The sequence below is a fragment of the Achromobacter insuavis genome (assembly GCF_902859645.1).
GTDB lineage: Bacteria > Pseudomonadota > Gammaproteobacteria > Burkholderiales > Burkholderiaceae_B > Achromobacter > Achromobacter insuavis.
In genome coordinates, this window is record NZ_CADIJR010000009.1 from 60102 (window position 1) to 79561 (window position 19460).

At 70.7% G+C, this 19460-nt stretch carries 15 protein-coding genes; 7 read left to right on the forward strand and 8 right to left on the reverse strand.

Annotated features, from left to right (window positions below; genetic code table 11):
• Positions 1 to 51 precede the first annotated feature (51 nt).
• The gene (locus H0523_RS07525; RefSeq protein WP_054432140.1) at positions 52 to 2655 is read left to right on the forward strand and encodes a penicillin G acylase; all 2604 of its coding nucleotides are present in this window, start codon (positions 52 to 54) and stop codon (positions 2653 to 2655) included.
• On the opposite strand, the gene H0523_RS07530 is transcribed toward H0523_RS07525, so the two are convergent.
• Entirely contained in the window at positions 2621 to 6253 is a 3633-nt protein-coding gene (locus H0523_RS07530) for an ABC transporter ATP-binding protein/permease (protein ID WP_054432138.1), read from the reverse strand. The genes H0523_RS07525 and H0523_RS07530 overlap by 35 nt on opposite strands.
• 93 nt (positions 6254 to 6346) lie before the next feature.
• Here H0523_RS07530 and H0523_RS07535 point away from each other — a divergent pair, with 93 nt between their 5' ends.
• On the forward strand, positions 6347 to 7324 hold the full coding sequence (locus H0523_RS07535) for a LysR substrate-binding domain-containing protein (protein WP_054432136.1): 978 nt from the start codon (positions 6347 to 6349) through the stop codon (positions 7322 to 7324).
• Between the two features lie 74 nt (positions 7325 to 7398).
• Here the strand turns inward: H0523_RS07535 and H0523_RS07540 are convergent, their stop codons facing one another.
• Positions 7399 to 7818 carry a tautomerase family protein gene (locus H0523_RS07540; protein WP_054432135.1) on the reverse strand — a complete coding sequence of 140 codons (420 nt, stop codon included), beginning with the start codon at positions 7816 to 7818 and terminating at the stop codon, positions 7399 to 7401.
• A 225-nt stretch (positions 7819 to 8043) separates the two neighbouring features.
• Here H0523_RS07540 and H0523_RS07545 point away from each other — a divergent pair, with 225 nt between their 5' ends.
• The 3 genes from H0523_RS07545 (at position 8044) to H0523_RS07555 (ending at position 10236) form a co-directional block, all read left to right on the forward strand.
• On the forward strand, positions 8044 to 8511 hold the full coding sequence (locus H0523_RS07545) for a winged helix-turn-helix transcriptional regulator (RefSeq protein ID WP_231689897.1): 468 nt from the start codon (positions 8044 to 8046) through the stop codon (positions 8509 to 8511).
• Entirely contained in the window at positions 8508 to 8954 is a 447-nt protein-coding gene (locus H0523_RS07550) for a DUF4952 domain-containing protein (protein WP_054432131.1), read from the forward strand. Before H0523_RS07545 ends, H0523_RS07550 begins: the two co-directional genes overlap by 4 nt.
• 94 nt (positions 8955 to 9048) lie before the next feature.
• The gene (locus tag H0523_RS07555) at positions 9049 to 10236 is read left to right on the forward strand and encodes an NAD(P)/FAD-dependent oxidoreductase (protein WP_054432130.1); all 1188 of its coding nucleotides are present in this window, start codon (positions 9049 to 9051) and stop codon (positions 10234 to 10236) included.
• A 22-nt stretch (positions 10237 to 10258) separates the two neighbouring features.
• Here the strand turns inward: H0523_RS07555 and H0523_RS07560 are convergent, their stop codons facing one another.
• The 3 genes from H0523_RS07560 to H0523_RS07570 all read right to left on the reverse strand — a co-directional run bounded on the left by H0523_RS07560 (position 10259) and on the right by H0523_RS07570 (position 13267).
• Positions 10259 to 11272 carry a LysR family transcriptional regulator gene (locus H0523_RS07560; RefSeq protein ID WP_054432128.1) on the reverse strand — a complete coding sequence of 338 codons (1014 nt, stop codon included), beginning with the start codon at positions 11270 to 11272 and terminating at the stop codon, positions 10259 to 10261.
• Positions 11273 to 11294: 22 nt separating this feature from the next.
• Positions 11295 to 12095 carry an N-formylglutamate deformylase gene (hutG, locus tag H0523_RS07565; RefSeq protein ID WP_054432126.1) on the reverse strand — a complete coding sequence of 267 codons (801 nt, stop codon included), beginning with the start codon at positions 12093 to 12095 and terminating at the stop codon, positions 11295 to 11297.
• Between the two features lie 242 nt (positions 12096 to 12337).
• Complete coding sequence (locus H0523_RS07570) at positions 12338 to 13267, reverse strand: LysR family transcriptional regulator (protein WP_054432124.1); 930 nt, start codon at positions 13265 to 13267, stop codon at positions 12338 to 12340.
• 188 nt (positions 13268 to 13455) lie between these two features.
• Between H0523_RS07570 and H0523_RS07575 the strand changes: the two genes are divergently transcribed.
• Complete coding sequence (locus tag H0523_RS07575; RefSeq protein ID WP_054460904.1) at positions 13456 to 14643, forward strand: MFS transporter; 1188 nt, start codon at positions 13456 to 13458, stop codon at positions 14641 to 14643.
• On the opposite strand, the gene H0523_RS07580 is transcribed toward H0523_RS07575, so the two are convergent.
• Together H0523_RS07580 and H0523_RS07585 are read right to left on the reverse strand one after the other, a co-directional pair.
• Positions 14631 to 15839 carry an MFS transporter gene (locus H0523_RS07580; protein WP_054432123.1) on the reverse strand — a complete coding sequence of 403 codons (1209 nt, stop codon included), beginning with the start codon at positions 15837 to 15839 and terminating at the stop codon, positions 14631 to 14633. The genes H0523_RS07575 and H0523_RS07580 overlap by 13 nt on opposite strands.
• A gap of 172 nt (positions 15840 to 16011) precedes the next feature.
• The gene (locus tag H0523_RS07585) at positions 16012 to 16593 is read right to left on the reverse strand and encodes a TetR/AcrR family transcriptional regulator (protein ID WP_054432121.1); all 582 of its coding nucleotides are present in this window, start codon (positions 16591 to 16593) and stop codon (positions 16012 to 16014) included.
• A gap of 429 nt (positions 16594 to 17022) precedes the next feature.
• Here H0523_RS07585 and H0523_RS07590 point away from each other — a divergent pair, with 429 nt between their 5' ends.
• Positions 17023 to 18495 (forward strand): ABC transporter substrate-binding protein, encoded by a 1473-nt coding sequence (locus H0523_RS07590; RefSeq protein WP_369817066.1) that lies wholly within the window; start codon positions 17023 to 17025, stop codon positions 18493 to 18495.
• A gap of 33 nt (positions 18496 to 18528) precedes the next feature.
• Here the strand turns inward: H0523_RS07590 and H0523_RS07595 are convergent, their stop codons facing one another.
• Positions 18529 to 19446, reverse strand: coding sequence for a LysR family transcriptional regulator (locus H0523_RS07595; RefSeq protein WP_054432119.1), 918 nt, complete (start codon positions 19444 to 19446; stop codon positions 18529 to 18531).
• Between the last annotated feature and the right edge of the window lie 14 nt (positions 19447 to 19460).

Here is a 19460-nt window from a genome sequence, read left to right on the forward strand (position 1 = left end):
CGCCCGCGGCAGGCTCGCGGCGCGGTCCCATTCGATACGGAGACAGATTCAATGAAGCAGCATGTGTTGTCGGCCGCCCTGTTGGCGGCCAGTTCGTGCCTGCCCGCGATGGCGGCGCAGGCCGTGGCGCAACCCGCGGCGACAGCCGCCGGACAGGCCGCCGAGGCGGTCGCGGCGCGGCCGCAGGGCGCCGATGGCAAGGTCACGATCCGGCGCGATGCCTATGGCATGCCGCACGTCTATGCGGACACGGTGTACGGCATCTTCTACGGCTACGGCTACGCGGTGGCGCAGGACCGGCTGTTCCAGATGGAGATGGCGCGCCGCAGCACCCAGGGCCGGGTGGCCGAGGTGCTGGGCGCATCGATGGTGGGGTTCGACAAGTCGATCCGCGCCAATTTCTCGCCCGAGCGCATCCAGCGCCAATTGGCGGCGTTGCCGGCCTCGGACCGCCAGGTGCTGGACGGCTACGCGGCCGGCATGAACGCCTGGCTGGCGCGGGTGCGGGCCCAGCCCGGCGCGTTGATGCCCAAGGAGTTCAACGACCTGGGCTTCGCGCCGGCCGACTGGACCGCCTACGACGTGGCGATGATCTTCATCGGCACCATGGCCAACCGCTTCTCGGACGCCAACAGCGAGATCGACAACCTGGCGCTGCTGACGGCGCTGAAGGACAGGCACGGCGACGCCGAGGCCATGCGCATCTTCAACCAGCTGCGCTGGCTGACCGACAGCCGCGCGCCGACCACGGTGCCGCCCGAAGAGGGCAGCTACCAGCCGGCGGTATTCCAGCCGGAAGGCGCGGACAAGCTGGCCTATGCGCTGCCGCGCTATGACGGCACGCCGCCGATGCTCGAGCGCGTGGTGCGCGACCCGGCCACCCGCGGCGTGGTCGACGGCGCGCCAGCGGCGCTGCGGGCGCGGCTGGCCGAGCAGTACGCGCAGTCGGGCCAGCCCGGGATCGCCGGCTTCCCGACCACCAGCAATATGTGGATCGTGGGGCGCGACCATGCCAAGGACGCCCGTTCGATCCTGCTGAACGGTCCGCAGTTCGGCTGGTGGAACCCGGCCTACACCTACGGCATCGGCCTGCACGGCGCCGGCTTCGACGTGGTCGGCAATACGCCGTTCGCCTATCCGGGCATCCTGTTCGGCCACAACGCGCACGTGGCCTGGGGCTCGACCGCCGGCTTCGGCGACGACGTCGACATCTTCGCCGAGAAACTCGATCCGGCCGACCGCACTCGCTATTTCCACGACGGCCAATGGAAGACGCTGGAAAAGCGCACCGACCTGATCCTGGTGAAGGACGCCGCGCCGGTGGCGCTGGACGTCTACCGCAGCGTGCACGGCCTGATCGTCAAGTTCGACGACGCGCAGCACGTGGCCTACGCCAAGGCGCGCGCCTGGGAAGGCTTTGAACTGCAATCGCTGATGGCCTGGACCCGCAAGACGCAGTCGGCCAACTGGGAACAATGGAAGGCGCAGGCGGCGCGCCACGCGTTGACCATCAACTGGTACTACGCCGACGACCGCGGCAACATCGGCTACGCCCATACCGGCTTCTATCCCAAGCGCCGCCCGGGCCACGACCCGCGCCTGCCGGTGCCGGGCACGGGCGAGATGGACTGGCAGGGCCTGCTGCCGTTCTCGACCAATCCGCAGGTCTACAACCCGCGCCAGGGCTTCATCGCCAACTGGAACAACCAGCCGATGCGCGGCTATCCGTCCACCGACCTGTTCGCCATCGTCTGGGGCCAGGCCGACCGCTACGCCGAGATCGAGACGCGCCTGAAGGCCATGACCGCCAATGGCGGCAAGGTCAGCGCGCAGCAGATGTGGGACCTGATCCGCACCACCAGCTACGCCGACGTCAACCGCCGCCACTTCCTGCCGTTCCTGCAGCGCGCGGTGCAAGGGCTGCCGGCCGACGATCCGCGCGTGCGGCTGGTGGCGGGGCTGGCGGCGTGGGACGGCATGGCGACCAGCGAGCGCGAGCCGGGCTACTTCGACAACGCCGGTCCGGCGGTGATGGACGCCTGGCTGCGCGCCATGCTCAAGCGCACGCTGGCCGACGAGATGCCGGCCGACTTCTTCAAGTGGTACAGCGCCACCGGCTACCCGACGCCGCAGGCGCCGGCCACCGGTTCCCTCAACCTGACCGCCGGCGTCAAGGTGCTGTTCAACGCCCTGGCCGGCCCCGAGGCCGGCGTGCCGCAGCGCTATGACTTCTTCAATGGCGCGCGCGCCGATGACGTCATCCTGGCGGCGCTGGACGATGCGCTGACGGCGCTGCGCCAGGCCTATGGGCAGGATCCGGCCGCGTGGAAGATCCCGGCGCCGCCGATGGTGTTCGCGCCCAAGAACTTCCTGGGCGTGCCGCAGGCCGACGCCAAGGCGGTGTTGAGCTATCCGGCCACGCAGAACCGCGGCACCGAGAACAACATGACGGTGTTCGACGGCAAGTCGGTGCGGGCGGTGGACGTGGTGGCGCCGGGGCAGAGCGGCTTCGTCGCCCCGGACGGCACGCCGTCGCCGCACACCCGCGACCAGTTCGACCTGTACAACACTTTCGGCAGCAAGCGGGTGTGGTTCACGGCGGACGAGGTGCGGCGCAACGCTACGTCGGAAGAGACGTTGCGCTACCGGCGGTAAGGTCGCGCGCGCCCTGGTGGCTGGCCAGCCGGGCGTACGCGCCTTGCTTGCGCAGCAGCTGGTCGTGGGTGCCGGCCTCGGCCAGGGCGCCGTTGTCCAGCACCAGGATCAGGTCGGCGTCGCGGATGGTGGCCAGGCGGTGCGCGATCACCAGCGTGGTCCGGTGCCGCATCAGCACGTCCAGCGCGCCGCGCACCTGCATCTCCGACAGGGTGTCCAGATGCGAGGTGGCTTCGTCCAGGATCAGCACCGGCGCGTTCTTCAGGAAGGCGCGCGCGATCGAGATGCGCTGGCGCTGGCCGCCCGACAACTGCATGCCGCGTTCGCCGACGCGCGTGGCCAGGCCGTCGGGCAGGCTGCGCACGAAATCGCTCAGCGCGGCCTGTTCCAGCGCCAGCGCCAGTTCCTCGCGGCTGGCGTCGGGGCGCGCCAGGCGGATGTTGCCTTCGAGCGTGTCGTTGAACAGATAGGTGTCCTGCGTCACCAGCGCGACGCGTTCGCGCAGGCCGTCCAGCCGCAGCTGGCGCACGTCCACGCCGTCGAGCTTGACCGCGCCTTGGCGCGGATCCCAGAAGCGCAGCAGCAGGCTGGCCACGGTGCTCTTGCCCGCGCCCGAGGCGCCGACCACGGCCACGGTGGCGCCGGCCGGCACGGTGAAGCTCAGGTCGCGCAGCGTGTCCTGGCTCTTGCCGGGATAGGTGAAATACACGTGGTCGAACGCCAGCGACAGGCCGTGCGGCGCCGCCGGCGGCGGCAGCGGGCCGTCGGTGACCGGCTCGGGTTCGTTGTTGACCACGTGCAGGCGGCGGGTGGCGGCGATGGTGTCGGCCAGCTGGCGGCTGACCTGCGAGATCTCCGACACCGGCAGGAAGGTCGCCAGCGCGATCAGCACCAGCAGCGGCAGCATGCTGGCCGACAGCGCGCCGGCCGACACCTGCAGCGCGCCGACCACGGCCACGGCCAGGCCGCCCAGGCCCATCGCGGTCTCGAACCAGGCGGTCTGGCGCGACAGGTCGCGCAGGATGTCCAGGCGGCGCACGCGGTACTGGTCGGCGACCTTGAGGAATTCGTCGCGGCGGCGGCCGGTGGCCTGGAACGCAGTCAGGTCGGCCAGGCCCTGGATGGTGTCGGTGGTGTGGGCGCTCATCTCGCCCAGGGCGTGGCGGGCGCGGTCGCCGAGCGCGTCGACCTTGCGGCGGCCGCGCACCGGCGACACCAGCGCATAGGCCAGGAACGGCAGCAGCGCCAGCGCCACCGGCCAGCTGTAGAAGGCCAGGAAGCCCAGCACCGACAGCGGCACCAGCACCGAGACGATGGCCGGGGCGATGGTGTGGGCGTAGAAGTACTCGACCATTTCCACGTCCTGCGTCGCCAGCGCCACCAGGTCGCCCGAGCGGCGTTGCAGCAGATAGGCGGGCGCCAGCCGTTCCAGCTTGTCGTAGAGCTTGACGCGCATGTCCGCCAGCAGCTGGTAGGCCATGGCGTGCGCCAGCCACGATTCGAGCCAGTGGAACAGCGCGGCCAGCGGCGCGGCGATCAGCAGGCCGATGATCAGCGAGGACGTGTCGCGGCCGTCGCGGATGGCGGCCACCACCAGCGCGCTCAGCACGCCGACGCCAATGAAGGCGGCCACGCGCGCCACGCCCAGCAGGATGGTGGCGATCAGGGTGCCGCGCCAGGGGCGCACCACCGACAGCAGCGTGGCCAGCGTGGCGCGCCAGCCGACCTGGTCTGCATCGGCGTCCAGCGAGCGCAGCGCCGGGCCCTGGCCGCCGGATTCATCGTCATTGGCGTGCGCGGCGGGCGTGGTATCGCGCGCGGTCGCGACGGCGAGCGGCGCGGCCGGCGCGGTCGGCGCGGCCGGCGCGCTCAAGGCCAGGGCCTGTTCGTGCATCAGGCGGTAGTACAGGCCGTGCTGGCGCATCAGCGCATCATGCGGGCCTTGCTCGACCACGCGGCCCTGGTCCAGCACCAGGCAGCGGTCGGCGCCGATCACGCTGGCCAGGCGGTGCGCCAGGATCAGCGTGGTGCGGCCGGCCATCAGGCGGTCCAGCGCCTGCTGGATCAAGGCCTCGTTCTCGGTGTCGACCGACGACAGCGCCTCGTCCAGGATCAGGATGGGCGCGTCGCGCAGCAGCGCGCGGGCGATCGCCACGCGCTGGCGCTGGCCGCCCGACAGTTGCAGGCCGCGCTCGCCGATGCGGGTGGCGTAGCCCTGCGGCAGCGCCATGATGAAGTCGTCGATGTTGGCGGCGCGGGCGGCGGCGCGCACCTGTTCGTGGCTGGCGTCGGGCCGGCCCAGGCGCAGGTTCTCGTCGATGGTGCCGTGGAACAGCGTGATGTCCTGGCTGACCAGGGCCATCTGGCCCAGCAGCGTCTGCGTGTCGAGCTGGTTGACGTCGTGGCCGCCGACGCGGATGGCGCCGGCCTGCGGCACGCATTCGCGCAGCAGCAGGCGCACGATGGTGGACTTGCCGGCGCCGCTGGGGCCGACGATGCCGACGCGCTCGCCGGCGGCGATGCGGAACGACAGGCCCTGGTGCGCGGGCCGCTGCGGCGAATACGAGAACGCCACCGCGTCGAACTCGATGGTCGGATCTAGCCGCGCCGGCGCGGCGCCCGCCTGCGCGGCGGGGGCGGCGGTCAGCGGCTGCGCGTCCATCAGCGCATGGATGCTGACGGCGGCCGACTGGCCCAGCATGCCCCGGTGCAGCACCGAGCGCAGGTCGCGCAGCGGGCGGAAGATCTCGGTGCCGGCCATCAGCACGATCAGCAGCGCTTCGACGCTCATGTCGCCGGCGGCCACGCGCCAGGCGCCGACCGTCAGCGCCAGCGCGGCGCCCAGCGCCACGCCCAGGTCGCTGATGCCGCGCGTCAGCAGGCTGACCGACAGCACCCAGAAGGTGTTGTCGGACAGCGCCCGGGCGCGCGCGGCCAGGCGCTCGCCCCAGGTCTTGCCCTGGCCGTACGACTTGAGCGTCGGCAGGCCCTGGACGGCGTCCAGGAATTCCTCGCCGAATTCGTTCAGCGAGCGGGTGCGCGCCAGGCTGGCGCGGCGGTCGAGCATGTGCACGGCCATCGGCCCGAACAGCGCGAACAGGGCAGCCACCAGGAACACCAGCGCGGTCGGCACGTCCCAGAAGGCGATGACGGCGAAGATCGCGAACGGCGCGGCCGCCGCGATGGCGACCTGCGGCAGGTACTGGCCGAAGAAGGTCTGCAGCTGCTCCACGCCGTCCACCACCGTCAGCATCACGCCGCCGGTGCGCTGGTTGGCGAACCAGGCCGGCCCCAGCGACACGATGCGGTCGTAGAGCCGCGCGCGCAGCGTCTGCTGCACCTGGGCCGAGCTGCGGTTGGCCTGCACCGTGCGCAGGTGGTCGAGCAGGGCGCGCAGCAACACCATGGCGCCGACGCAGAGCGCCGGCGCGAGCCAGTCCTGCCACGGCGCGCCGTCGAACACGCGCGCCAGCAGCTGGCCCAGGAAAACGTAGCGGGCGATGCCCGCCCCCAATGCCAGCAGGCCGAGGAATATGCCGCCCGCCATGCCGGCGCGCAGCCCCGCGGTCAGTTGCCAAAGCCTCGAATCGAAATACATATCAATGCTCCCTCCAGAGCCAGCATGGTCACGCATCCCGGGCCGTGGCGATAGCGATAGTTATTCAATCATGGGTTGAGATAAACTCAACCCATGTCGACCCTGCCCACCCACATGCCGCCGCTGGCGGCGCTGCGCGCCTTCGAGGCCGTCGCCCGCCTGGGCAGTCTCAGCCGCGCCGCGGCCGAACTCAATGTCACCAAGAGCGCCGTCAGCCATCAGCTGCGCGCGCTGGAGGCCGACCTGGGCGTGAGCCTGCTGCGCCGGGGCGGCACGGTGCGCCGCGCGGAAACCACCGAGGCCGGTGCCGCCTTGCTGGCTTCCGTACAACAGGCCTTGACCCTGCTGGAGACCGCCTGCCGCAATGCCCGGGCCAGCGCCCGCGGCAAGCGGCGCTACAACCTGAACGTGTCGGCCAACCCGTCGCTGGCGGCCCTGTGGCTGGCGCCGCGCATCGGCCGTTTCATCGAATTGCACCCCGACATCGACATCCAGGTGTTCCTGCACGCCAGCCAGGACCCGGCCTGGAAGGCGCAGGACATCGACCTGGCGTTCCTGCACGTGCGCGGCCTGGGTCCGCACCTGGCCGCGCCGGGCGATATCCCGCTGATGACGGAGACGGTGGTGCCGGTGTGCAGCCCGGCGCTGGTCGCGCCGGACGAGCGCGACGATCCGGCCGTCTTCACGCGCCATCGCTGGCTCGAGGAAAAGCACATCGACAGCCCCGAGACCGATTGGCGCACCTGGCGTCCGCGCCTCGGCCTGCCGGAAAGCGCGGGCCAGGATCCGCTGGTGCTGAGCGGCCTGAGCACGGTGGTGGCGGCGGCCGCGGCGGGCGTCGGGATCGCCCTGGGACGCGCGCCGCTGATCGACGAGGAACTGGCCAGCGGCCGGCTGGTGGCGCTGACGCCGGGCCTGCGCATGCGCGGCTCGTGGGGCTATGTGATGCGCATCCACGCCAACCGGCCGATGGATGCGTCGCTGCCGGCGCTGGTGGAGTTCCTGGCGGAGGAAGGGCGCGGCGCCACGGTGTCGTGGCGCGAACCGTCCACCGCCGCGCGGCCGCGCTGATGCGACGGCACTGACGCGGCGGAACTGAACCGCATCAATGCCTGGCCGGCGCGGTCGCGCCGGGAGCGGCGTCGTCAGGCGGGCGTGCTCGGCCGGTTGTCGGCGCGCCACTGCTCGCTTTGCGGCGTGCCGGGCACCGGCGGCCGCATGTCCTGGATGGTCCACAGGCCGAACGGCGTTTCATCGATATGGATTTCCCAGCGCAGCCCGCGGTCCGCGACATACGGCGCCAGCAGCCGGCCGACCGCGCCCAGGAACCGGCGCCGGGTCTCGTCCTCGTGGATCTGGCGGGCGATATGGTCGACCGAGATGCGCACGAAGTCGTCGGCGCGTTCGCCGCCGATGAAGAACGAGGACTTGGGCACGGGGTGGAACACCAGCCCGACGTAGAACTTCGGCAGGTCGGTGTAGAGCGCGGTAATGCGTTCGGCGATGGCCTGCTTGTCGGCGTCGGAGAAGGCGTCCTGCGGGTGATAGATGTTCCAGAGCGGCATGGCGGGGTTCCTTTTTGAGGAGGGGCGACGGCCGTCCGGCAGGGGCGGCCAGGGGGAATGGCGGTGTCGATCAGTTAGTATAATTATTGACTTCAATTATTGAAGTTGTAAAGCAAAGGCCGTGGCGGGGAGGCTTGAGCGTTGTCCGCCCGGCTGCGATACTGCGGTGGCCGCGCTCCGGCGGCACGGCAAAGGGAATCCATGCGCTCCAAGAGTTTTGAAGGAATGGTCTGCTCCATCGCCACGGTGCTCGATGCCGTCGGCGACCGCTGGGCCATGCTGATCCTGCGCGACCTGGTGCTCGGCCTGCGGCGCTACGATGACCTGCGCCGTTCGACCGGCATCGCCAACGCGACGCTGGCCGACCGGCTCAGGCAGCTGGAACAGAACGGGCTGATCGAACGCCGCCTGTACCAGAGCGGCCCCGATCGTCATGAATATCTGCCCACCGCCAAGGGCCGCGATATCGCCCTGGTGCTGCAGGCGCTGGCCCAGGTCGGCGACCAATGGCAGCCGGACGGCGGGCCGCCGCTGCGGTTCATGAACGCGCAGACCGGCCGCCGCGTCGAACTCGGACTGGTCGAGGAAGGCACCGGCGCGCGCGTGGGCCACCAGGACCTGCGGGTGGAAGCCGGGCCCGGCGCGGACGACCTGATGCGCTGGCGGCTGGCACGAAAAACGGAGCGCGCATGATGACCGTGACCCGCTGGTTGCGAACCCTGCTGTTGCCGGCGGTGCTGCTGCTGCCATCGGCCGCCGCGCTGGCGCAGGCCGCGCCCACCCCCGGTTGCGAGGATTTCCTGGCCGCGCTCGGCGACAAGCCCGAGTCCATCGAATACCAGGGCTGCCGCCAGGAACTGCACGGCCAGGGCAAGCCGCTGGTGGCGCGCTACCGCCTGGACGGCACCGCGGCCGCCGGGGTCGAACGCTACCTGCGACAACGCTTCGACCTGCAGCCGCTGCACTACCGCTGCTGCGGCTGGGAGGCGCCGCCGCAATCCTGGCGCGACCCGCGCACCGGGCGCGATTACCTGATCGTGTTCGCCTCCGAAGAGACGCTGGTCTCCTCGCGGGCCCGCTGGGACCGCATCGACAATTTCCATATCCGGGTCGAGCTGTACACCGAGGCCATCTGAGGCCGCGCTTCTATTCAGTATTCGCCGCGCCGATACAACCGGCGCCGGCCGCCGCCCGCGTCACACTGCCGCCATTCATCCTGGGAGTGTGGCCGTGAAGCGTTATGACGTGATTGTGATCGGTGCGGGCGTGGTCGGCAGTTCGGTCGCCTACCATCTGGCGGCCCTGGGCGCGACCCGCGTGCTGGTGCTGGACCGCGCCACCATCGGCGCCGGCACCACGGCGCAGTCCTCGGGCATCCTGCGCACCCACTATTCGGTGCGCGAGAACGTCGAGCTGGCGCGGCGCTCGTGGAGCGCCTTCACCGATTTCGCCGCCTATGTCGGCGACGAGGACGCGGCCAGCGGCCTGGTGCGCTGCGGCTACCTGATCGCGGCGGCCGACGACGACAAGCGCGCGCCGCTGGCCGACGCGCTGGCGCAGCAGCAGGCGCAGGGCATTCCGGTGCAGCGGCTGGACGCGGCGCAGGCGCGCGAACTGCTGCCGATCGCCGATTTCCACGATGCCGCGTTGATCGGCTTCGAGCCCGAGGCGGGCTTTGCCGACGCCTATCTGGTCGCCACCAGCTTTGCCCGGGCGGCGCGCCGGCGCGGCGTCACGATCCGCGAGAACGTCGCCGTGCACGGCCTGTCGTGGCAAGGCGGGCGCGTGACCGGCGTGGCCACGTCCGAGGGCGATTACGCCTGCGACGTGGTCGTCAGCACCCAGAACATCTGGACCGCCGAACTGGCGGCGTGGACCGGCGTGGCGCTGCCGCTGGCGCCCGAGCGCCACGCCGTGCTGGCGCTGGAATGCGCGGCGGCGCCCTATACCTATTCCATGCCGGTCTACAAGGACCTGGCCTCGCCCGGCATGCTGTACTGCCGCAGCTATGGCGGCAGCCAGATGCTGGTCAGCGAGGGCACCGTCGGTGAAAAGCTGCCGCCCGGCGAGACCGAGCAGGGCGACATCCCGCTGGATTACGTGGCGGCGGTCGGCGAACAGGTGGCGGCGCGCTTTCCGGCGTATGCCGAAGCCGGCCTGGCGTCATCCTGGACCGGCGTGTACGACGTGACGCCGGACTGGAATCCGGTGCTGGGCCGCATCGGCGGCGTGGAGGGGCTGGTGGCGGGATTCGGTTTTTCCGGCCACGGTTTCAAGCTGTCGCCCGCGGTCGGCCGGGTGCTGGCGCAGGAGGCGCTGGGGCTGGCGACCGACGTGCCGCTGGCGCCCTACGCGCTGGAGCGGTTCGCGCGCGGCGCGCTGCTGACCGGCAGGTACGGGCGGGGCGCGGTGTCGTGAGGGGCGCGGCGGGCCGGACGGGTCAGCGCCGCAGGCTGCGCCACAGCGAGGCCGCCGGCAGGCCAAGCGCCGGCGCGATGTCTTGCTGCATCAGGCGTTCGACCGCCACCAGGATCACGTTGCGGGCCTCGGCCGGCAGCTTGCCGGCCTCCTGCGGCCGCGACGCCAGGTAGAAGGCGCGCGCCAGGTCGGGGTCGTCGGCGCGGGCCTTGTCCAGCCAGGGCGCCAGCGGCAGCACTCGCAGCTGGTCGATGAAATGGCGCGATTGCCAGATGCACAGCGGCGTGCTGATGGCAAAGCCCAGGCCGGCGGTGACCAGGCTGAGCAGGGGATCGGTATTGTCGAATTCGAACGTGCGCTCGATGACGATGCCGCGCGCTTCCAGCAGGCGATCGATGGCCGCGCCGATGTGCGAGCGGGCGCTGTAGCGGATGAACTGGCTGCGGCGTCCCAGTTCCGCCAGCGAGCGCGCGCCCTCCCAGGGCAGGGCGCGCGGCAGCACCAGCAGATAGGGCTCGCTGAACAGCCCGAGCTTGCGGATGGCGGACGGCTCGGCGGCGGCGCTGGTGCTGATGACCAGGTCCAGCAGGCGTTCTTCCAGCTGTTTGTCCAGCACCGGCGTGATGCCCGACCACAGCCGGATCTGGCGCGACGTGCCGGACAGGCCGTGGATTAGGGTCGGCCCGAGCGTGCCCGCGAACGAGTCGACGCAGCCGAAGCGCACGATGTTGCGCCGCGCGCGGCTCAGGTTGCGCACGCTTTCGGTCATGTCGCCGGCCTGCGCCAGCAGGCGCGACGCATGGTCGAACAGCAGGTCGCCCGCCGGCGTGGGGCGGGCCGGGCGCGTGCTGCGGTCGAGCAGTTCGGTGGACAGCGCGGTCTCCAGCTGCTTGATGCGCTGCGATACCGCGGCCTGCGACAGGCCCAGCAGTTGCGCCGCGCCCGACACCGATGCCGCCTGCACCACCGCCACCCAGGTCAGCAGCAGGCTCCACTCCGGGTAGGGGTCGGCGTCGCGGTACGGCAGGCGCTGCATCGGCGCGGTCCGGCCGGCGGCGTCAGCGCTTGCGCGCCAGCGTCTGCGCCAGCGCGGCGCGCACCATGCCTTCCACGACCGGGATGACCTTGGCGGCGGCGTTGGCCCGGTAGCCATAGGGGTAGGACTCGTCCATGTAGGTCGACTGGCACATTTCCAGTTGCACCGCATGGATGTCCTCGGCCGGCGAGCCGTAGTGGCGGGTGATGTAGCCGCCCTTGAAGCGGCCGTTGACGGCCGAGGTGTAGCCGCAGTCCGGCAGGCGCTCGGCGATGGCCTCGAGGATGTCGGGCGCGCAACTGGCGCCGTCCGCGGTGCCGAGGTTCAGGTCGGGCAGCTTGCCCTCGAACAGGCGCGGCAGCACGCTGGCGATGGAATGGGCTTCCCACAGCAGCACTGTGCCATGTTCGGCGCGGATGCGGTCGAGTTCTTCGCGCAGCTTGGCGTGGTAGGGCTGCCAGTAGGTCTGCAGCCGGTGCGCGCGCTCGTCGTCGGTCAGGCTGGCGTCGTTCGGGTACAGCGGCTCGCCGCGGAAGGTATGGGTCGGGCACAGGCCGGTCTTGGTCTGGCCGGGGTACAGGCTTTCGTCGTCGGGCGGACGGTTCAGGTCGACCACGTAGCGCGAATAGCGGGCGCCGAGCACGGAGGCGCCCAGCGCGTCGGCGAACTGGTACAGCGTGTCCAGGTGCCAATCGGTGTCGCCGGACTGTTGGCCGGCGGCGGTCATGCGGGCGCGCTGGGCGTCGGGAAGCTGGCTGCCCAGGTGGGGGATGGAGATCAGCAGCGGGGCAGTGCCGCGGCTGAAGTGGTAGATGTCGCTCAAGAAAAACTCCGGGTGGCAAGGGCAAGGCGCCGCGGGCTGGGCCGCGGATGGCGGGCGCCCTTACGCCGGAGCGCTGTCCCGCGGAGACCGGACAGCACTCTAGACAGGACCACCCGCCAGAGGTTTTGCATCAGTTTAGTGGATATAGATGATCGGTATCACTGATGCAAATGACGCCGGCCCGGGAGCATGCGGACGTTTGTTCCAGCCGCCGCGTTGCCATGCCGGCGCACACACAGGCCTCATGCCGGCCAGGGCGCGCCCTGTTGCCAGCGCGCCACGATGCCGTCGATCAGCAGCCGCACCTTGGGGGCCAGGTGGCGCCGGTGCGGATACACGGCGCAGACGGGCGCGCCCGGCGGCGCGTGGGGCTCCAGCACGGCCACCAGGTGCCCTTGCCGCAGGTCGTTGCCCACCAGGAAGGCGCCCAGCTGGACGATGCCCGCGCCTGCCAATGCGGCATCGCGCAATGCCTCGGTGTTGCCCAGCCGCAGTCGGCCGGCGACCGCGACAGGGCGGTCCTGGCCGTGGCTGGCGTAGCGCCACGGGACCGGCGCGCCCATGTGGGTGAAGGCCAGGGTCTGGTGGCGCGCCAGATCGTCGGGCGAGGCCGGCGCGCCGTGGCGCGCCAGATAGTCGGGGGCGGCGCAGGTGATGAGCCGGTGCGGCGCCAGGACGCGCCGCACCAGCCGGCTGTCGGCCTCGCCGCCAATGCGGATGGCGACGTCGATGCCGTCGCGCACCAGGTCGGTGTAGTCGTCGGTGAAGCTGATGTCGGCTTCGACGCCGGGCCATTGCCGCAGGTAGTCGGCCACCAAGGGCATGATGTGCAGCCGGCCCAAGGCCACCGGCAGGTCGATGCGCAGGCGGCCGCGCGGCGTTTCCTGGCGGCTGGCCATGGCGCCGGTGGCGTTGTCGACCTCGGCCACGATGCGCTGCGCGTGTTCGTAGAACAGCCGGCCTTCGTCGCTGAGGCTGACGCTGCGGGTACTGCGATGCAGCAGCCGCGCGCCCAGGCCCTGTTCGAGCCGCGCGATGCATTTGCCGATGGCCGAGCGCGACAGCCCCAGGCGTTCCGAGGCCAGCGTGAAGCTCTGCGCGTCGGCGACGCGAATGAAGGCGATCACATCGCCGATATGGTCGATGCCGGTGGCAGGGGCGGGCGGCGTCATGGAACGGCTCCAGGGCGGGGCGGCGATGTCGCGTCCGATTGGCGACGATTCGTCCCTTTTGTTTCTTTGGAAGCCTACTTTATCAGCGAAACGGAAACAGTAGACTGGCCGGGCCAGCTGTCGGACGGCCTGGCGCGAGCGCCCGCCCGGCGTTCTTTTCCCTGTTCCTGTTTGGCGAGAGGCTTTCCATGACCCGCGGTATTTCCCTGAACCCGGCCGCCGCGCGCGGCGAATCGTCCCGCGGCGCCTGGGCCGGCGTGCTGGCGGCCGGCATGGCGACGTTCTGCGTCGTCACCACCGAGATGCTGCCGGTGGGGCTGCTGGTGCCGATCGCCGCCAGCCTGGACGTGTCGGTGGGCCGCGTGGGCTGGCTGATGGTGGCGCCCGGCCTGCTGGCCGCGCTGTGCGCGCCGCTGGTGGTGGTCGGCGCGCGCGGCATCGACCGGCGCCGGATCCTGTGCGGCCTGCTGCTCTTGCTGGCCCTTGCCAACCTGGGCAGCGCGCTGGCGCCGGGCCTGGCCGGATTCCTGGCCGCGCGCGTCCTGGTCGGCCTTTGCATCGGCGGCATCTGGGCGGTGGCCGGCGGCCTGGCGGGCCGGCTGGTTCCCGCCGCGTCGGTCGGCATGGCCACCGCGGTCATCTTCGGCGGCGTGGCGGTGGCGTCGGTGCTGGGCGTGCCGCTGGGCGCGCTGATCGGCGATCTGGCGGGCTGGCGCAGCGCTTTTGGCGCGATGGCGGGGTTGAGCGCGGCGGTGCTGCTGTTCGCCGCGTTGGCATTGCCGCGGCTGCCGGTGGCGCAGTCGGTCACGGCGCGCCAGCTGTCGGATCAACTGCGCAATCCGGGCCTGCGGCTCGGGCTGTTTATCACCTTGTTCCTAGTGGCGGGGCATTTCATGGCCTATACCTTCGTGCGCCCCGTGCTGCAGACGATGGCGGGGTTCGCGGCGGACTGGATCGGTCCGCTGCTGTTCGCCTACGGCGTGGCCGGCATCGCCGGCAATTTCCTGGCGGGCGGCGCGGCGGCGCGGCGCCCGCGCGCGACGCTGCTGGCGATCACGCTGGGCCTGCTGGCGACCCTGGCGCTGCTGCCCTGGCTGGGCGACCTGCGCGGCGCCGCCGGGGCCTTGCTGCTGCTGTGGGGACTGTCGTACGGCGGCGTATCGGTTGCCTTGCAGACCTGGGTGATGCAGGCCGCGCGCGGCGCAGTCGAAGCGGCGACGTCGCTGTTCGTCGGCGTGTTCAACCTGGCCATCGCGCTGGGCGCGCTGGCGGGCGGCGCCAGCGTCGATCACTGGGGCCTGCCCGCCACGCTGCTCGCGGCCGCCGCCTGCATGCTGGCGGCGTTGGCGGCGGTGGCCGGACGCTACGGCCGGTGACCGGGGCGGAAGCCGTGATCGCGCGCGCGCCATGCGGCCAGCAGCGCGATCGCGGCCAGCGCGGCGACGGTCCACGCAAAGGAGCCGGCGCCGGCCGTGTCCAGCAGGGCGCCGCCGAGCATGCCGCCGCTGGCGATGCCGAGGTTGAAGATCGTGACCAGCATCGACTGCGCCACGTCGGAATGCTCGCCGGCGGTGTCGGCGAGGGCGGTCTGCAACAGCGTCGGCGCGCCGCCGAAACTCAAGCCCCATAGCGCCACGCCCGCCAACAGCACCGCCGGGTTGCCGCCGGCCAGGCCCAGCGCGCAGGCGGTCAGCGCGAACAGCGCCAGCGAAAGCAGCGTCAGCAGGCGCAGGCGCCGGTCCACTTGCATGCCCGTCAGCCACAGGCCGGCGACCGCGCTGGCGCCGAACACCAGCAGCGCCAGATCGACCGAGGCCGGTTTGCCGAGGTGGATCAGGTAGGGCGCGATATAGGTGTAGAGCACGTTGTGCGCCAGGATCCAGGTGAACAGCACGAACAGGATCGGGCGGATGCCCGGCAGCAGGAAGGTGCGCGTGATCGGCTGGCGCTGGCGCGCGGCCTGGCCGGCGAAGTCGGGCACGGCCGCGCGCACCCAGATCACCAGCGTCAGCGACACGGCGGCCATCAGCCAGAACACGCCGCGCCAGTCCATCAGGCTGCCGAGCCAGGCGCCGGCGGGCACGCCGATGCACAGGGCCAGCGGCTGGCCCGCGCCCACCACCGCCAGGGCCCGGCCCTGCTGGCGCGAGGCCACCATGCGGCGCGCATAGCCGGCCAGCAGGCCCCACAGCAGGCCGGCCGCCATACCGCCGGCAAAGCGCGCCGCCAGCGTCAGCGCGTAATGGGTCGACAGCGCCGTGACCACGTTGAAAACGCACAGGCCGGCAATCGCCAGCAGCAGCAGCGGCCGGCGGTTCCAGCTGCGAGTGGCGGCGATGAGGGGGATCGCCGCGAGCACCGAGCCGGCCGCGAACAGGGTGACCAGTTGCCCGGCCAGCGCCTCGGAGACGCCCAGGCCCTGGCCGATCTGCGGCAGCAGGCCGGCGGGCACGGTCTCGGTCATGATGGTGATGAAACCCGCCAGCGCCAGGGCCAGCAGCTTGCCCAGCGGCAAACCGTCGGCGTCGTCCTGGGGGCAGGCGCCGGCGGGCAGGGGTGGGGTGAAACTCATGCGGAAACTCCGATTGCGGTTAAATTGGAATGGTCATTCCAGAAAAGAACGAAGCAAGGCGCGCGACACCGGAATGCCGCAGTATGCCTGAGGTGTCCGGGGGACTGCGCGAGGCGCCTTGGCGCCGCCCGGTCCCGGGGTGGGGGTGACGCGCCTGCCGTGCGAACAGCCCTTAGATCGTGCCCAGCGCCACCGAGATCACGTCGCCGAGCCACTGGCGGCGCTCGCGGGCATTGCTGCCCTTGGCGACCACCCGCAGGCCCTGGATGGTGGTGACGATGAAGCGGGCCAGCGCGCGCGGCGACTTGTTGGCGTCGATCTCGCCGCTGGCCTGGCCCTCGGCCAGGATCTGTTCCAGCGCCTTCTCCAGCCGCTGGAAATTGCGCCGCACCAGTTCGGCCACGGCGTCGTCCTGCCCCGCCATTTCCAGCGAGGCATTGGCCACCAGGCAGCCGCGCCGGCTGGCTTCGCGCAGTTCGTCGTCGGCGATGAAGTCGAGCAGGCGGCCGATGCGCTCGCGCGCGTTGCCGGGCCGGGCCAGCAGGTCGAGGTTGGCGGCGGTCAGCGCGTGGTAGCGCCGCAGCGCCGCTTCATACAGGCCCTGCTTGCTGCCGAAGGCGTTGTAGAGGCTGCCGCGGCCCAGGCCGGTGCCGTCCACCAGGTCCTGCACCGAGGTGGCGGCATAGCCGCGCCGCCAGAACACCTGCATGGCGGCGTCGGCGACCTCGTCGGGTTCGAAATCCTTGGTGCGCATGGCGTGCTTTATGGAATGATCGTTCAAATAAGAATACGGTCCGCGGCGGGCAAGCGTCAAGCAAGACCGTCCGCGTCGAAGGGGCTTTGCACGGCGTGCGGTGTCGGTGTTTTCCCTGAAATCCCGGTTTTTCCCGCTATCAGTAGTAACCACTAGCCGCGCCGGCGTCTCCCGGGCATGCGATGCGGCGAAAGGCCAGGATATAACCCTGTGGAATAGGTCAAGGACTTGGAGGACTTTGACGCCATGCCCCGCGGCTTCTAGTCTGCAACCACGTCGCCCCTCTGACTGCAGATGACCAAAGCCGCCGACGCGCGGCGCACAAGGGAAGTCATGAACCGTCCTGCCACCTCTTTCGTCTTCGCCGCCGCGCTATTCGCGGCCTGTAGCGCCGGGCTCAGCGCCCCGGCCTTCGCCCAGGAGCGGCCGATGCTGCGCATCAGCTCGGGCGCCGCCGACAACGCCACGCTGGACCCGCATCGCGCCACCTCCACCGCCGACAAGGGCGTGGCCGCGCAGATGTTCGACGCGCTGGTGCGCTTCCCGGCCGGCAGCGCCGACCCCAAGGCGCTGGAGCCGGACCTGGCCGAGCGCTGGGAGGCCTCGCCCGACAGCAAGACCTGGACCTTCCACCTGCGCCACGGCGTGCAGTTCCACGCCGGCTATGGCGAACTCAAGGCCGAGGACGTGGTGTATTCGATCCAGCGCGCGGCCGACCCCAACCGCTCCAGCTTCGCCGCCACCTTCGCCCTGATCGACAAGGTCGAGGCGGTCGACGACTACACCGTGCGCTTCACGCTCAAGTATCCGGACGCCGCCTTCCTGGGCCGCGTGTCGAACTATCACGGCGGCAACATCGTCAGCAAGAAGGCGGCCGAGAAGCTGGGCGACAAGTTCGGCGCCGCGCCGGTCGGCACCGGCCCGTTCGCGTTCGGCGAGCACATCACGCAACAGTACGTGAAGCTGGTGGCCAACGACGCCTACTTCCGCGGCAAGCCGAAGCTGGCCGGCATCATGTACCGCATGATCCCTTCGGACAGCGCGCGCGAACTGGCGTTCACCTCCAACGAGATCGACGTGATGCAGGGCAAGCGCGAGCAGCGCTGGGTCGAACGCTCGGCCAAGCGCGGCATGCAGGTCGACATCTTCGAGCCTGCCGAATTCCGCACGCTGCACATCAACCGCAACATCAAGCCGCTCGACAACCTGAAGGTGCGCCAGGCGATCGCCGCCGCCATCAACGTCGACGAGATCGTGCGCTACGCCGGCAAGGACGTGGCCGAGAAGGGCTGCTCGGTGGTGCCCAACGGCTACCTGGGCCAGGACTGCGGCGCCGGCGGTTACGCCTACGACCCGGAGCGCGCCCGCAAGCTGCTGGCCGAGGCGGGCTTTCCGAACGGCATCGAGATCAAGTCGATCGTCTCCAACATCTCGGCGCAGCAGCCGATCATGGAGATCGTGCAGGCGCAACTGGCCAAGGCCGGCATCAAGCTCAACATGGAAGTGGTGGACCACGCCACCTACCAGGCCAAGAGCCGCCAGGACCTGAGCGGCCTGGTGTTCTACGGCGCGGCGCGCTTTCCCAACGCCGACACCTACCTGACCGAGTTCTACGACTCGGCCGCCGCCATCGGCGCGCCGGCCGCGATGTCGAACTTTTCGCACTGCTCGGTGGCCGACGATGCCATCCGCCAGGCCCGCATCGAACCGGACCCGGCGCGCCAGCTGGCGCTGTGGAAGGACGCCCAGGCCAGGATCCATGACGACGTCTGCGCGGTGCCGCTGTTCGGCCTGAAGCAGGTGTGGGTGCACAGCGACCGCGTCAACTACGGCTATGCGCTCAAGGGCGCGCTGAACCTGCAGCCGCCGGTGACCGAGCTGACCACGGTCAAGGCGCCTTGAGCCGGGCGGGTCATCGCCCCGCGGGGCGATGGCTCACTGGCCCTTGAGCACTTCCCGGGAGATCTGCGCGGCGACGTCGCGAGCCTCCTGGACAAAGGTCTCGACCAATGCCGCGTTGCGCGATGCCTGCGTGCGGCACAGCTGGAAATGGAAATTCAACTCCGGATCGAACCGCCGCAATACCAGGCGGTTCTGGAACCCTTCGGCGAACAGCGGATGAATCAAGGACACCCCCAGGCCGGCCGCGACGAACTCGCACACCGTCGGCGCGGTGCTGGTATCGACCACCACGTTGAGGCTGGCGCCGGCGCCGTCGAACGCCTGCCGCACCAGCTCCTGCGTCTGGCTGTCGGCGCCGAACGACACGAACGGCAGCCCGTCCAGGTCGCGCGGCCGGATCACGCGCTTGCGCGTCAGCGCGTGGTTGACCGCCATGGCGCAGACCAGCGGGTAGCGGAACAGCGCCTCGCGCTCGATGTACGGGTTGTCGACGCGGCTGCCGACCAGCGCCACGTCGATGTGGCGGGTGGCCAGCCAGTCGGCCAGGAACAGCGAGCCGCGGATCTGGATCGACACGCGCACGTCGGGATGGCGCGCCAGGAACTGCATGGTGGCGCGGCGGATGAAGGCGCCGGACAGCGCCGGCAGCACGCCGACCGTCAGCGTGCGCTGCTCGTCGCGGCGGATCGAGTCGACCGCCTGTTCGACCTGGCGCAGGCCGCTGAAGACGCGGTCGATCTCCTGGTACAGCCGCATGCCGCGCGCGGTCAGGGCCAGCTTGCCGCGCACGCGGTCGAACAGCGTCAGCCCGGTGTCGGTCTCCAGGTGCGCCAGCAGCTTGCTGACGGCGGGCTGCGACACGCCCAGCGCGATGGCCGCCTGGCTGACGGTGCCGTGTTCCACCACCGCCTTGAAGGCCTCGACCTGCCGCAGGTTCAGGGTTTCTTTCATGCCATAACCAAAAA

Bases quoted from the DNA above. Each gene is read 5' to 3' on its own strand.
- H0523_RS07525 (WP_054432140.1), top strand. From the start codon at position 52: ATGAAGCAGCATGTGTTGTCGGCCGCCCTGTTGGCGGCCAGTTCGTGC.
- H0523_RS07530 (WP_054432138.1), bottom strand. From the start codon at position 6,253: ATGTATTTCGATTCGAGGCTTTGGCAACTGACCGCGGGGCTGCGCGCC.
- H0523_RS07535 (WP_054432136.1), top strand. From the start codon at position 6,347: ATGTCGACCCTGCCCACCCACATGCCGCCGCTGGCGGCGCTGCGCGCC.
- H0523_RS07540 (WP_054432135.1), bottom strand. From the start codon at position 7,818: ATGCCGCTCTGGAACATCTATCACCCGCAGGACGCCTTCTCCGACGCC.
- H0523_RS07545 (WP_231689897.1), top strand. From the start codon at position 8,044: ATGGTCTGCTCCATCGCCACGGTGCTCGATGCCGTCGGCGACCGCTGG.
- H0523_RS07550 (WP_054432131.1), top strand. From the start codon at position 8,508: ATGATGACCGTGACCCGCTGGTTGCGAACCCTGCTGTTGCCGGCGGTG.
- H0523_RS07560 (WP_054432128.1), bottom strand. From the start codon at position 11,272: ATGCAGCGCCTGCCGTACCGCGACGCCGACCCCTACCCGGAGTGGAGC.
- H0523_RS07570 (WP_054432124.1), bottom strand. From the start codon at position 13,267: ATGACGCCGCCCGCCCCTGCCACCGGCATCGACCATATCGGCGATGTG.
- H0523_RS07575 (WP_054460904.1), top strand. From the start codon at position 13,456: ATGACCCGCGGTATTTCCCTGAACCCGGCCGCCGCGCGCGGCGAATCG.
- H0523_RS07580 (WP_054432123.1), bottom strand. From the start codon at position 15,839: ATGAGTTTCACCCCACCCCTGCCCGCCGGCGCCTGCCCCCAGGACGAC.
- H0523_RS07585 (WP_054432121.1), bottom strand. From the start codon at position 16,593: ATGCGCACCAAGGATTTCGAACCCGACGAGGTCGCCGACGCCGCCATG.
- H0523_RS07590 (WP_369817066.1), top strand. From the start codon at position 17,023: ATGCTGCGCATCAGCTCGGGCGCCGCCGACAACGCCACGCTGGACCCG.
- H0523_RS07595 (WP_054432119.1), bottom strand. From the start codon at position 19,446: ATGAAAGAAACCCTGAACCTGCGGCAGGTCGAGGCCTTCAAGGCGGTG.